Below are 12069 nucleotides of genomic sequence, written 5' to 3' on the forward strand. Positions count from 1 at the left end.
TTGGATTTCTCTCCGCGGGGCATGGCGGTCCTCCTCTGCGGAGAAAGTGACCGAAGGGCAAAGCCCGTTCCGTGCGTCGCATAGGATACACAGACGGACTTGCCACAGCGGGATCAGGTCGCGGCGGTCGGACGGACCACGATGTCGTTGACGTCAACGTCATCCGGTTGGTCAATGGCATAGCGCACAGCACGCGCGATGGCGGCGGGTTTCAGAGCCGTTTGGCGGAACAGGCGCATGGCCTCGATGGCTTCCGGATCGGTGATGTGCTCGGCCAGTTCGCTCTCCACGACACCGGGATAGATGCAGGAAATGCGCAGGTTGTTGTGCTCCTGACGCAGGCCTTCGCAGATGGCATGAACGGCATACTTGGTCGCGCAATAGACGGTGGCCATCGGGAATACGTGCAGCGACGCAATCGAGGCGATGTTGATGATCTGCCCCTTACCGGCGGTGACCATTTCCGGCAGGACGGCAGCCACGCCGTTCAGAACCCCGCGAATGTTCACGTCGATCATGCGGTCCCATTCGTCGAACTTGAGCGCATCGACGCGGGAAAGGGGCATAAGGCCTGCATTGTTGACGATCACGTCCACTGCACCGAAACGGGCGCGTGCGGCATTCGCAAAGCGGCGCATAGCGTCGCGGTCGGTCACATCGACCGGATGCACCAGAACTTCACCCGGCAGGCTGGCGGCTAGTTGTTCCAGACGGTCGGCACGACGGGCACCGAGAACCACCTTGGAACCCGCTTTGCTTAGTTCTTGGGCGATGGCCGCACCGATGCCGCTGGAGGCACCAGTGATGAGGACGACCTTGTTCTTGATCATGAGCTTTTCCTTCCAACGCTTGATTGCGATGGGCGGAAGCTAGACGGCGGATCGTGGTTCGATTAGACGGCTAGTTCTGATCGGATTGCGTAGCTAGGCTAACCAATGGTTCCGGACTATCACGCGCTGGCCGCGTTTCATGCGGTGGCTGAACTTTGCAGCTTTAGAGAGGCGTCGGAGCGGATGGGCGTGACCCGTTCGGCGGTCAGTCAGGCGGTACGTCGGCTGGAAGAGCGGCTGGGCGTCGCCCTGTTTCAGCGCACGACCCGCAGTGTCGTGCTGACCGAAGAGGGCACGGCGCTGTTCGAGCGGTTGGCCCAGCGCTGCAGGATATCTCTGTGGCGGTGGAGGTCACGACCGATCGCCAAGACCGGCCCAGCGGTTTGCTCAAGCTGGCGGTGTCGTCCATTGCCGACCGTTTCCTGTCCGGTCCCTATCTGGCGGGCTTCCTGAGCGCCTATCCGGATATTCGGCTGGACCTGACGCTGACGGACCTGCCGTTTGATGTAGTGGGCGATGGCTTTGATGCGGGCGTTCGGCTGGGCGAGTTCATTGAAAAGGACATGGTTGCCGTGCCCATCGCCGATCAGGAGCGGCAGGTCGTGGTCTGCTCACCCGGCTATCTGGCTCGGCATGGCGAACCTACGCATCCGCGCGACCTTCTGGAGCATCGCTGTATCGGGTGGCGGCCCCGTCACGATGTCGCGGCCTATCGTTGGGAGTTCGCGGAGGAAGGACACGAGTTTCGCGTCGATGTGGATGCCGCCATCACAGTGAACCAGATGGGCACCATGGTTGATCTGGCCGTCGCGGGGGCGGGCATCACCTTTGGCATGGAGACAAGCTTTGCGCCTCATCTGGAAAGCGGCGCCCTTGTGAAGGTGCTGGAACCCTACTGCCCGCCGTTCGACGGATTTTATCTGCACTATCCCAGCCGCCGTACCGCACCGCCCAAGCTCAGGGCGTTGATCGACTATGTGCGACAGCAACGCGGGCGTAGTGCTTAGGCACCCTCGTCAAGCCACGGCGGGGAGGGCATAGCGTGCTGGGCCTCGGCCAAGGCTCTGGACCATTGCTGGCCTAGAATTTGGAAATAGGGATCGCCTGCCTCGATGCGGCGCACGTCGCCCTTTCGCTCGCCCTTGCGCAGCACGATCATGTCCAGAGGCAGCCCTACCGAGACATTCGAGCGAAGCGTGGAGTCAAACGAGATCAGGCCCAGTTTGACCGTTTCCGGCAGCGGGGTGTGGTGCCGCAAGGCGCGATCCAGAATGGGCTTTCCGTATTTGAACTCGCCGATCTGGAGATAGGGCGTGTCGGGCTGGCACTCGATGAAATTGCCCTGCGAATAGACCATGTAAAGGCTGATGGGCCCGTCGCCGATCTGTCCTCCGATCAGGACCGAGGCATCGGCGTTGACGGTCTCGGCCTCCAGCGACGGCGCGATTTCGTAGCGGACCAGTTTGATGGCGTGGCCGACCAACTGTGCCGCGCGAAACAGGGTGGGGGCGGTCAGCAGGCTTTCCGGTTCTTCGCTACCCGGCATCTTGATGCCTTCGCGCACCATGGCCATGGCTGTCTGGGTGACCGAGAGGTTGCCTGCGGTGGCAACTGCAATCACCCGCTCGCCTGTCACCTCCGAGACGTGCAGCTTGCGATAGGAAGAGATGTTGTCCACGCCAGCGTTGGTGCGTGTGTCGGCAATCAGGACCAGACCGTCTTCGACAAGCAATCCTACGCAATAGGTCATGGGCGGTGGTCCGTCGCTGGAAGTGTGCGGCGCAACATAGCAGATTCCGCTGTTATGCCATCTTGGACTTATTGCTGCTGTTGCTGGGACGAGGCGCGCATGTCCTTGACGTCGATGTGGACGGTCATCGTCTCGTTCTGTCCGCCGAAGCTGGAGCCCCGTACAGGTGCGACGCCCAGATAATCGAGGCCGGTGGCAATGCGGATATAGCGGTCGGTCGGGCAAATGCCGTTAGCAGCATCAAAGCCGATCCAGCCGATATCCTCGACATAGGCCTCGGCCCATGCGTGCGAAGCATCCTGCAGATTCATGCCGTCCTCGCGGAACAGGTGGCCCGAGACATAGCGGGCGGGAAAGCCCATGCAACGGGCCGTGGCGATGAAGAGGTGGGCGTAGTCCTGACAGACCCCTTCGCCGAGCGAAAGCGCTTCAGCGGCGCTGTTGTGGACCGTAGTGGCACCGATGCGAAAACGCATTCGGCCCGCGATGTCGCCCATCAGCGCATGCAGGCGGTTCAGCGCGGGACCCGCTGCATGCTGTTCGGCCAGATCGCGTATGGCTGGATCGGCAGCGGTCAGGGCCGTGTCACGCAAATAGACCAGCGGAGAAAGCCGTTCGGGAATCTGCCCTAACGCGCCCGCCGTGTCGGTTGTCTCAACTTCGCCCGTGACCAGAAGCGACAATTCGTGCGGCGGATTATCGACGTACAGGGTGTGGGTGATGTTTCCGAAGGCGTCCGTGCCCTGATGAATTCGGGCGTCGAAGTCCGGCTCAACCGACCAGCGCCGGATGTGCTGGCCATCGGTCTGCATCGGAGACATGCGCAGGATCTGGGTGATTGCCCGTGGCGGGCGGGCGTAGCGGTAGGTTGTGGTGTGCTCGACGCGGATCAGCATGGGTTAGCTCAGATACTGCTGGTGGATCGCCTCGCCGAGGCGACGGTTTTCCGCGAGGTAGGACTGGATGTATTCGTGCAGGCCGCTCTGGAAGATGGTATCCATCTTGGCCCCCTCGAAATGCTTCATCTGGGCAGACGCCAGCCGCTGGGCCGGCCCACGGTTGTCATAGTCGGCGGCCAGACGGTCCAGATAGCGGACAATGGTAGCCTGACAACTTGCCAGCGAACGCGGCATCTGGCGGTTGAGGATCATCAGATCGGCCACGTGCCACGGTTTGACGTCATCGCGGTACACCCAGCGATAGGCCGTCAGGGCCGACACTTCGCGCAGCAGGGTGGTCCATTGGAAATAGTCGAACTGGCCGCCCACGCGTTCGCCCTCGGGCAGCAGCAGGTGGTATTTCACATCCAGCAGGCGGGCGGTGTTGTCGGCCCGCTCGACCGCCGCGCCCAGACGCAGGAACCAGTAGGCGTCATTGCGTAGCATGGTGCGCGACGTGGCCCCCTCGACGCCAAGGGTGACGCCTTTGACCCACTGGAGGAACTCCAGCAGCTCGTCGCCCCGTAACGGCATGTCCAGTTCTTGCAGCCGGTTCCACGCGCCGTTGATCGTCTCCCACAGCTCTACCGTTAGGGCGGTGCGGACCGAGCGGGCATTGGTGCGCGCCATGGTTAGGCAACAATGGATGGATGACGGGTTGTCCGGCGAGAAGGCCAGATAATCGCGGATGTCTTGAGGGTCTGTCAGGTCGCTGTTGGGGAGAAGCGGGCAACCCGATGTGGCCAGCGATGCGGCCCAAATCGAACTTTCCGTGCCTTGCTTGGTCGGGATGGCGGCGAGACGAAGGGTGGCTTCCAGAATGCGTGCCAGATAGTCGGCCCGTTCAATGTATCGGCCCGCCCAATAGAGGCTGTCTGCGGTGCGCGAGAGCATTCAGTCCTCCAGAACCCAGGTGTCTTTGGTGCCGCCGCCCTGCGACGAGTTCACCACCAGCGAGCCTTCTTTCAGCGCGACGCGCGTCAGCCCGCCCGGTGCGATGCTGCAACCATTGGGGCTGGACAGCACAAAGGGGCGCAGGTCGATGTGGCGCTGGACCAGCTTGCCGTCCGAAAGGGTGGGGGCGGTGGACAGGGCCAGCGTGGGCTGGGCGATGAACTCTTCGGGCGCGGCGGTCAGCTTGGCGCGGAAGGCCTCTATCTCGGCCTTGGTCGCGGCGGGGCCGATCAACATGCCATAGCCGCCGGAGCCACCGACCTCTTTGACCACCAGTTCGTCGAGGTGTTCGAGCACGTACTTCAGATCGTCTGCCTCGCGACAGCGCCACGTCGGGACGTTCTTCAGGATCGGCTCTTCACCCGTATAGAAGCGGATGATGTCGGGGATGTAGGTATAGACGGCCTTGTCATCGGCCACGCCCGTGCCGACCGCATTGGCCAGCGTGACATTGCCTGCCGTATAGGCCGCCATCATGCCGGGCACGCCCAATGCGGAATCGGGCCTGAAGGTCAGCGGATCGAGGAACTCGTCATCCACGCGGCGATAGATGACATCGACGCGGCGGCGACCTTGGGTGGTGCGCATGTAGACGTAGTTGTCATCGACAAACAGGTCGCTGCCCTCGACCAGTTCGGCCCCCAGTTTATCGGCGAGGAACGAATGTTCGTAATAGGCCGAGTTGAACGGGCCGGGGGTCAGGACAACAATCGTCGGATTGCCGCCCGCGTCCTCCGGCGCACACGCTTTGAGACTGGCCAGCAAAGTGTCGGGATAGGTCTCGACCGGACGGACCGAGTGGTCGGCGAACAGTTCCGGAAACAACCGCATCATCATTTCGCGGTTTTCCAGCATGTAGGAAACGCCCGACGGGGTACGGACATTGTCCTCCAGCACGTGGAACTCGTCTTCGCCGGTGCGGACCAGATCGACGCCCGCGATCTGCACCCAGATGTCGCGGGGCGGGCGCTGGCCCTGCATTTCGGGGCGATAGGCCTGATTGGTCAGGATCAGTTCGGGCGGGATTATGCCCGCTTTCAGGATTTCCTGCGAGCCGTAGATATCCTTCAGGAAGGCATTGATGGCGTTGATCCGCTGGGTCAGGCCAACTTCCAGACCGTTCCATTCAGCCCCGCTGACGATGCGCGGGATCAGGTCGAACGGGATGAGCCGCTCGTTGGATTCCGTGTCGCCATAGACGGCAAAGGTGATGCCCATGCGGCGAAAGAACAGTTCGGCCTGTCGTGATCGGGTCTTGAGCAGGTCCGGCGAGGCGTTCGCCAGCCATTGAGCGGCCTTGGCATAGGGCGAACGGATTTCGCCGCCCGTGCCGTTCATTTCGTCAAACGCCATGCCCTCTCCGATATCGCTGTCATGCGATGGTGAGGGTCAGATGGCGAACCGCGCAAGTAAAAAATGCTGCATTGCAGCAAAGCTTGCGCGGTCCTTTGAGCGGTTCTTAGGCCGAAGGCAGTAGGCTTGCGGCAAACGGACGATAGCGACCAGCACGCACGCCTTGGGTGGCGCGGGCAATGTCCGGGGCGAAATAGTGGTCGCTGGTATAGGGCGCAGCGGCCTCGCGCACGATGGCGTAGGCCTGTTCCAGTTCGGGCGAGGAGGTCAGCGGGCGGTGGAAGTCGAGGCCCTGTGCCGCAGCCAGCAGCTCTATGCCCACCACATTGGCGGTGTTCTCGGCCATGTCCAGCAGCCTGCGGGCACCGTGGGTGGCCATGGAGACATGGTCCTCCTGATTGGCGCTGGTCGGCACGGTGTCGATCACGCACGGATGGGCCATCATGCGGTTCTCCGCCACCAGAGCCGCCGCCGTCACCTGTGCGATCATGAAGCCGGAGTTCAGGCCGCTTTCCTTGACGAGGAAGGCAGGCAGTTCGCTCATCTTCGGATCGACGAGGATGGAGGTGCGGCGCTCGCTGATATTGCCGATCTCGCACAGAACCATCGCGATCTGGTCGGCGGCATAGGCCACGGGTTCGGCGTGGAAATTGCCGCCGGAGATCACGTCACCGTCCTCGATGAAAACTAGCGGGTTGTCGGTAACCGCATTGGCTTCGCGTTCCAGCATGGCGGCGGCGTTGCGCAGCACGTCCAGCGTGGCGCCCATGACCTGAGGCTGGCAGCGCAGGGAGTAGGGGTCCTGCACCTTGGAGCAGTCGTGGCGGTGGCTCTCGCGGATGGCGCTGCCCGACAGGATTTCGCGCAGACGACGGGCCACGTCGATCTGACCGGGCTGACCGCGCAGGGCATGGATGCGGTGATCGAATGGTGCGTCCGAGCCTTTGAGGGCATCGGTCGAAAGCCCGCCCGCAGCGATGGCAGCGGCGAACACGTCTTCCGTCGCAAACAGACCCGCCAAGGCGAGCGCGGTGGAGCATTGGGTGCCGTTCAGCAGGGCCAGCCCTTCCTTCGGACCCAGCACGATCGGTTCAAGTCCGGCCTTGGACAGGGTGGTCACGGCATCCAGTACCTGTCCCTGATAACGGGCTTCGCCGACGCCGATCAAAACGCTCGACATATGCGCCAGCGGGGCCAGATCGCCAGAGGCACCGACCGATCCCTTGGACGGGATCAGCGGCAACACCTCGGCATTGACCATACCGATCAGGGTTTCCAGCGTGCGACGGCGGATGCCCGATGCGCCCTTCGACAGGCTGGCGATCTTCAGCACCATCAGTAGGCGGGTGACGTTCTCGCTCAGCGGTTCGCCGACGCCGCAAGCATGGCTGAGGACGAGGTTCTTCTGGAGCGTTTCCAGATCGTCCGCAGCAATCGAAGTGTTGGCCAGCAGGCCGAAACCCGTGTTGATGCCATAGACGGTGCGGCCTTCCCTGAGGATAGCCTCGACCGTGGCGGCACCTTTCTCGACATGGGCCCATGCGGCACCGCTTAAAGATACCTGAACCGGACCATTCAGGACGTCGCGAAGCTGGGACAGTGTGAGGGGCGCAGCCCCGATTTCGATGTGGGTGGTCATAGTCTTAGAGGTCCAGCGAGGGCAGGTTCAGGCCATTGGTGCGCGCGGCGTCCTTGGCGATGTCGTATCCGGCGTCGGCATGGCGCATGACGCCCGTTGCCGGGTCATTCCACAGCACGCGCTCAAGGCGGCGGGCGGCTTCATCGGTGCCATCGGCCACGATCACCACGCCCGAGTGCTGGGAATAGCCCATGCCGACCCCGCCGCCGTGGTGCAGCGACACCCATGAGGCACCCGAGGCCGTATTCAGCAGGGCATTCAGCAGCGGCCAGTCGGAAACAGCGTCCGAGCCGTCCTGCATCGCCTCGGTTTCGCGGTTGGGGCTGGCGACAGAGCCGGAGTCCAGATGGTCGCGGCCAATGACGATGGGGGCCGACAGCTCGCCCGATTTGACCATTTCATTGAACATGAGCCCTGCGCGGTGGCGGTCGCCCAGCCCGATCCAGCAGATGCGGGCGGGCAGGCCCTGAAACGCGATGCGCTCGCCCGCCATGTCCAGCCAGCGGTGCAGGCCCGCATTGTCGGGGAACAGCTTTTTCATCGCCTCGTCCGTCTTGCGGATGTCCTCCGGATCACCCGACAGGGCGGCCCAGCGGAACGGGCCGATGCCGCGACAGAACAGCGGGCGGATATAGGCGGGCACGAAACCGGGGAAGGCGAAGGCGTCGGTCACGCCTTGATCGAAGGCGACCTGACGGATGTTGTTGCCATAGTCGGTAGTCGGGATGCCCAAGTTGTGGAAGTCGAGCATGGCCTGAACATGAGTGGCCATCGACTGGCGGGCTGCGGCCTCGACCTCGGCGGGGGTCGATACGCGCTTTTCTTCCCATTCGGCGACGGTCCAGCCCGAGGGAAGGTAGCCATTGACCGGATCGTGGGCGCTGGTCTGGTCGGTCACCAGATCGGGGCGGATGCCGCGCTTGACCATCTCCGGAAGGATGTCGGAGGCATTGCCCAATAGGCCGATGGAGGTTGGCTTGCCATCTTTCAGCGACTGTTCCAGCAGGGCCATCGCCTCGTCCAGCGTCTCGGCCATGACGTCGAGGTATCGGGTGCGGATGCGAAACTCGATGCGGCTGCGCTGGCATTCGATGGCGATGCAGGATGCACCCGCCATGGTCGCGGCCAGCGGCTGCGCACCGCCCATGCCGCCAAGGCCAGCCGTCAGAATCCACTTGCCAGACCAGTCGCCGCCATAGTGCTGGCGTCCAGCCTCCATGAAGGTCTCATAGGTGCCCTGAACGATGCCTTGGGTGCCGATGTAGATCCACGATCCGGCGGTCATCTGGCCGTACATGGCCAGACCCTTTTTATCGAGTTCGTTGAAATGCTCCCACGTCGCCCATTTGGGCACGAGGTTGGAGTTGGCGATCAGGACGCGCGGGGCATCGGCATGGGTGCGAAACACGCCAACCGGCTTGCCCGACTGGACCAGCAGGGTCTCGTCCTCTTCCAGTTTTTGAAGCTGGGCGACGATGGTATCGAACGCCTGCCAGTTGCGGGCGGCCTTGCCGATACCCCCATAGACGACAAGGTCCTCGGGGCGCTCGGCCACGTCGGGATCAAGGTTGTTCATCAGCATGCGCATGGCGGCCTCGGAGGCCCATGTCTTGGCGGTCTTTTCCGGCCCGCGCGGGCTGCGAATGACGCGTGAATTGTGGGTAGCCATCGAATCCTCCGTCAGGCATCGCTGATCTTGGAGCAAAGTTCTGCACGGACTTTCCATTATGTCTAGACATTAAAATCGGGACGAGGCAGGCTGAACTCCATGGAACAGGAACCGCTGCACAGACGGATCGCGAGCGACATCGAGCGCCGCATCGCCTCGGGCGAGTGGCAGCCGGGTTTCCGCATCCCGACCGAGGCTGAACTGATGGCCGAATATGGCTGTGCGCGGATGACGGTATCGCGGGCGATTACCGATCTGGCGGCGCGGTCTCTCGTGGTGCGGCGGCGCAGGGCGGGGACGGTTGTGGCCCATCCGCCGGTTCATTCTTCGGCACTGGTGGCCATTCCCGACATCCAGTCCGAGGTCGAGGGCAGGGGGCTGAAATACAGCCACCGCCTGCTGGCCCGCATCGTGCGCCCTGCTGACGTGGCTGAGGAGATGGGCGGAAAGGTCGTTGAACTCGCGACCCTGCACCTGTCCGACGATATGCCTTTCGTGTTCGAGCGCCGTGTGATCTCTCTGGACGCGGCCCCCGATGCCGAGACCGCAGACTTCAGCGCCCAGCCGCCCGGGGGCTGGCTGCTGGCGAACATGCCGTGGACCGAGGCCGAGCACCGCATTTCTGCCGTTGCTGCCGATGGCGAAACGGCCAACCATCTGGGTCTGGCCGATGGTACGGCGTGTTTGAGGTTAGAGCGCCGGACGTGGCGCGACGGACAGGGCGTAACCCGCGCTACCCAGATTTTCCCCGGCACGGCCTATGATCTGGTCGCGCGCTTTTCTCCCACGAAAGGATGACCGCCATGAGTGAACAGTCCGAAGCCCTGGGTTGGCGTTCTGTCGGTGATCTGGTGGGCAACCATCCCGAGGCGCGGGTGGCGATGATCGGGGCACCGCTGAACGAGCGGTCGCTGACACCGGGGCGATGTGATCTGGGACCAAAGGCACTGAGAGCCGCGCTGCCGCGTCTGTCGACCTATGATGTCGAGACGGGGCTGGAACTGGGTATCCGCGTGCATGATGCGGGCGATGTGGCGCTGAAAGCTGTGTCCCCAGCTGATGCCTTCGAGCCAGTCCGCGACGCGGTGAAGGCGCAAACGCACCGCGACCTGACGATCTTGGTCGGTGGCAATAATGCGATCACTCGCGCAGGTGTGCACGCGCTGGGGCTGGAGCGCGTCGGTGTGCTGACGCTGGATGCGCATTTCGACCTGCGCGACACCGATCAAGGCCTTACCAACGGCAATCCGATACAGGCGCTGTTGGAGGACGGGCTGGACGGCAACCGGATCAGTCAGGTCGGCTTGGCCCCGTTTGCCAACACCCGCCGTGCTCATGAAAAGGCTAAGACGGCGGGGATCAATGTCCGTACTGTATGCGAATGCCGAGAGCAGGGGTTGGCGGCTGTGGTCGCGCAGGAGTTGGAGCGTCTGTCCGCCCTCTGCGAGGTCATCTACGTCGATTTCGACATCGATGTCATCGACCGCAGCCAATGGCCCGCCAGCCCGGGGGCGAGGCCGGGTGGCGTATCGGTGCATGACTTCTTCGATGCGGCGCGGGTGATCGGCGCGCATCCCAAGGTTCGCGCCGTGGACCTGACAGAATATGATCCGTCGCTGGAGGTGGGCGATCTCGGCTCGCTGACGGCGGGGCGGTGGTTCTGTGAAATCCTCAGCGGAGTGTCGGCGCGATGATCGAAGCGGACCTGCTGATTACCGACTGCAAACTGGCCACCATGATAGAGGGTGGCGCTGCTTACGGTGCCATCGAGGACGGTGCGCTCCTGATCAAGGGTGGCCGCATTGTATGGGTAGGGGCGAGGGCAGATCTGCCTGCACACACGGCGACCAATACGGATAGGTTTGATGGCCGCTGGGTCACGCCCGGTCTGATCGACTGCCACACCCATCTGGTGTTCGGGGGTGACCGCTCGGGCGAGTTCGAGCAGCGCCTTGAGGGTGTCAGCTATGAGGAGATCGCCCGTAGTGGCGGAGGGATCGTCTCGTCCGTTCGCGCCACGCGTGAAGAAACCGAGGAGCAGCTTTTTGCCTCGGCGTTGAAGCGGTTGCAGGGGCTGAAGGATACGGGCGTCACGACCGTTGAAATCAAGTCCGGCTATGGCCTCGACCTCGACAGCGAGCTGAAGATGCTGCGCGTCGCTCGCCGTATCGGGCGCGAGGGCGGGGTACGGGTTCGCACCTCCTATCTGGGTCTTCACGCCCTGCCGCCCGAGCATAAGGCCGACCGCGCGGCCTATGTGGATAAGGCTGTGGATGAAATCCTGCCTGCGGCCCATTCCGAAGGTTTGGTGGACGCGGTCGATGCCTATTGCGAACCGATTGCTTTCTCGGTTGACGAGGTAAGCCGCCTGTTCGACAAGGCAAAGGCGTTACGCCTGCCGGTCAAACTCCACGCCGACCAGCTGTCGGACAGCGACGGCGCGGCGCTGGCGGCCCGTTATGGCGCTCTGTCGGCGGACCATATCGAATATTCGAACGAGGCGGGCATTGCGGCGATGGCCAAGGTCGGTTCGGTTGGTGTGCTGTTACCGGGTGCGTTCCTGATGCTGCGCGAAACGAAAGCGCCGCCTGTGGACCTGATGCGCCGCTATGGCGTGCCCATGGCATTGGCGACCGATTGCAACCCCGGTACCTCGCCCGTGGCCTCCATGACCGCGACGATGAACCTCGCCTGCGTGCAGTTTCGCCTGACGCCCGAAGAGGCGCTAACGGGAGCCACGCGCAACGCCGCGCGGGCGCTGGGCATGCAGGACGACGTTGGAACGATTGAAGAGGGCAAGCTGGCCGATCTGGCCGTTTGGGATATCCGGCGTCCAGCGGAACTCAGCTACTGGCTCGGCGCGCCGCTTCTTCACGCCACCTATGTGAATGGGACGCGTCGATAACCCGACTGGGGTGCCGGTGGGGCTGATATCG

The 12069-nt window shown here is 63.1% G+C and carries 12 protein-coding genes; 5 read left to right on the forward strand and 7 right to left on the reverse strand.

Annotation, left to right across the window (positions count from 1 at the left end; all coding sequences use genetic code 11):
• Window positions 1-113: 113 nt before the first annotated feature.
• Window positions 114-830 (reverse strand): SDR family oxidoreductase, encoded by a 717-nt coding sequence (locus tag OB03_RS07000; RefSeq protein ID WP_461343656.1) that lies wholly within the window; start codon window positions 828-830, stop codon window positions 114-116.
• Window positions 831-935: 105 nt separating this feature from the next.
• On the opposite strand from OB03_RS07000, the gene OB03_RS07005 reads away from it, so the two are divergent.
• Together OB03_RS07005 and OB03_RS07010 are read left to right on the forward strand one after the other, a co-directional pair.
• A complete protein-coding gene (locus OB03_RS07005; RefSeq protein WP_461343657.1) occupies window positions 936-1283 on the forward strand; it encodes a LysR family transcriptional regulator in 348 nt (115 codons plus the stop codon).
• Window positions 1169-1837 (forward strand): LysR substrate-binding domain-containing protein, encoded by a 669-nt coding sequence (locus OB03_RS07010; RefSeq protein ID WP_461343658.1) that lies wholly within the window; start codon window positions 1169-1171, stop codon window positions 1835-1837. Before OB03_RS07005 ends, OB03_RS07010 begins: the two co-directional genes overlap by 115 nt.
• Here OB03_RS07010 and OB03_RS07015 read toward each other — a convergent pair.
• The 6 genes from OB03_RS07015 to hutU all read right to left on the reverse strand — a co-directional run bounded on the left by OB03_RS07015 (window position 1834) and on the right by hutU (window position 9133).
• Entirely contained in the window at window positions 1834-2580 is a 747-nt protein-coding gene (locus OB03_RS07015; RefSeq protein ID WP_461343659.1) for a peptidase, read from the reverse strand. The two genes, OB03_RS07010 and OB03_RS07015, sit on opposite strands and share 4 nt — an antisense overlap.
• Before the next feature lie 68 nt (window positions 2581-2648).
• Window positions 2649-3476, reverse strand: coding sequence for a transglutaminase family protein (locus OB03_RS07020; RefSeq protein WP_242914039.1), 828 nt, complete (start codon window positions 3474-3476; stop codon window positions 2649-2651).
• Window positions 3477-3479: 3 nt separating this feature from the next.
• Window positions 3480-4412: an alpha-E domain-containing protein gene (locus OB03_RS07025; RefSeq protein WP_242914040.1), complete on the reverse strand. Its 933-nt coding sequence runs from the start codon at window positions 4410-4412 to the stop codon at window positions 3480-3482.
• Window positions 4413-5825 carry a circularly permuted type 2 ATP-grasp protein gene (locus tag OB03_RS07030; protein WP_461343660.1) on the reverse strand — a complete coding sequence of 471 codons (1413 nt, stop codon included), beginning with the start codon at window positions 5823-5825 and terminating at the stop codon, window positions 4413-4415. It abuts the gene before it with no gap.
• Between the two features lie 106 nt (window positions 5826-5931).
• A complete protein-coding gene (hutH, locus tag OB03_RS07035; RefSeq protein ID WP_461343661.1) occupies window positions 5932-7464 on the reverse strand; it encodes a histidine ammonia-lyase in 1533 nt (510 codons plus the stop codon).
• A 4-nt stretch (window positions 7465-7468) separates the two neighbouring features.
• Window positions 7469-9133, reverse strand: coding sequence for a urocanate hydratase (gene hutU, locus OB03_RS07040; RefSeq protein WP_461343662.1), 1665 nt, complete (start codon window positions 9131-9133; stop codon window positions 7469-7471).
• 99 nt (window positions 9134-9232) lie between these two features.
• Between hutU and OB03_RS07045 the strand changes: the two genes are divergently transcribed.
• From OB03_RS07045 to hutI, 3 genes are read left to right on the forward strand one after another with little or no spacing between them, the layout of a single operon-like run.
• Window positions 9233-9931 (forward strand): UTRA domain-containing protein, encoded by a 699-nt coding sequence (locus OB03_RS07045; RefSeq protein ID WP_242914044.1) that lies wholly within the window; start codon window positions 9233-9235, stop codon window positions 9929-9931.
• Between the two features lie 5 nt (window positions 9932-9936).
• Window positions 9937-10827: an agmatinase family protein gene (locus OB03_RS07050; protein WP_461343663.1), complete on the forward strand. Its 891-nt coding sequence runs from the start codon at window positions 9937-9939 to the stop codon at window positions 10825-10827.
• Window positions 10827-12038, forward strand: coding sequence for an imidazolonepropionase (gene hutI, locus OB03_RS07055; protein WP_461343683.1), 1212 nt, complete (start codon window positions 10827-10829; stop codon window positions 12036-12038). Before OB03_RS07050 ends, hutI begins: the two co-directional genes overlap by 1 nt.
• Window positions 12039-12069: the final 31 nt, after the last annotated feature.

The sequence above is a fragment of the Brevundimonas sp. GN22 genome (assembly GCF_054824005.1).

Bases quoted from the DNA above. Each gene is read 5' to 3' on its own strand.
- OB03_RS07020 (WP_242914039.1), bottom strand. From the start codon at position 3,476: ATGCTGATCCGCGTCGAGCACACCACAACCTACCGCTACGCCCGCCCG.
- OB03_RS07045 (WP_242914044.1), top strand. From the start codon at position 9,233: ATGGAACAGGAACCGCTGCACAGACGGATCGCGAGCGACATCGAGCGC.
- OB03_RS07015 (WP_461343659.1), bottom strand. From the start codon at position 2,580: ATGACCTATTGCGTAGGATTGCTTGTCGAAGACGGTCTGGTCCTGATT.
- hutU (WP_461343662.1), bottom strand. From the start codon at position 9,133: ATGGCTACCCACAATTCACGCGTCATTCGCAGCCCGCGCGGGCCGGAA.
- OB03_RS07030 (WP_461343660.1), bottom strand. From the start codon at position 5,825: ATGGCGTTTGACGAAATGAACGGCACGGGCGGCGAAATCCGTTCGCCC.
- OB03_RS07000 (WP_461343656.1), bottom strand. From the start codon at position 830: ATGATCAAGAACAAGGTCGTCCTCATCACTGGTGCCTCCAGCGGCATC.
- OB03_RS07050 (WP_461343663.1), top strand. From the start codon at position 9,937: ATGAGTGAACAGTCCGAAGCCCTGGGTTGGCGTTCTGTCGGTGATCTG.
- OB03_RS07025 (WP_242914040.1), bottom strand. From the start codon at position 4,412: ATGCTCTCGCGCACCGCAGACAGCCTCTATTGGGCGGGCCGATACATT.
- OB03_RS07005 (WP_461343657.1), top strand. From the start codon at position 936: ATGGTTCCGGACTATCACGCGCTGGCCGCGTTTCATGCGGTGGCTGAA.
- hutH (WP_461343661.1), bottom strand. From the start codon at position 7,464: ATGACCACCCACATCGAAATCGGGGCTGCGCCCCTCACACTGTCCCAG.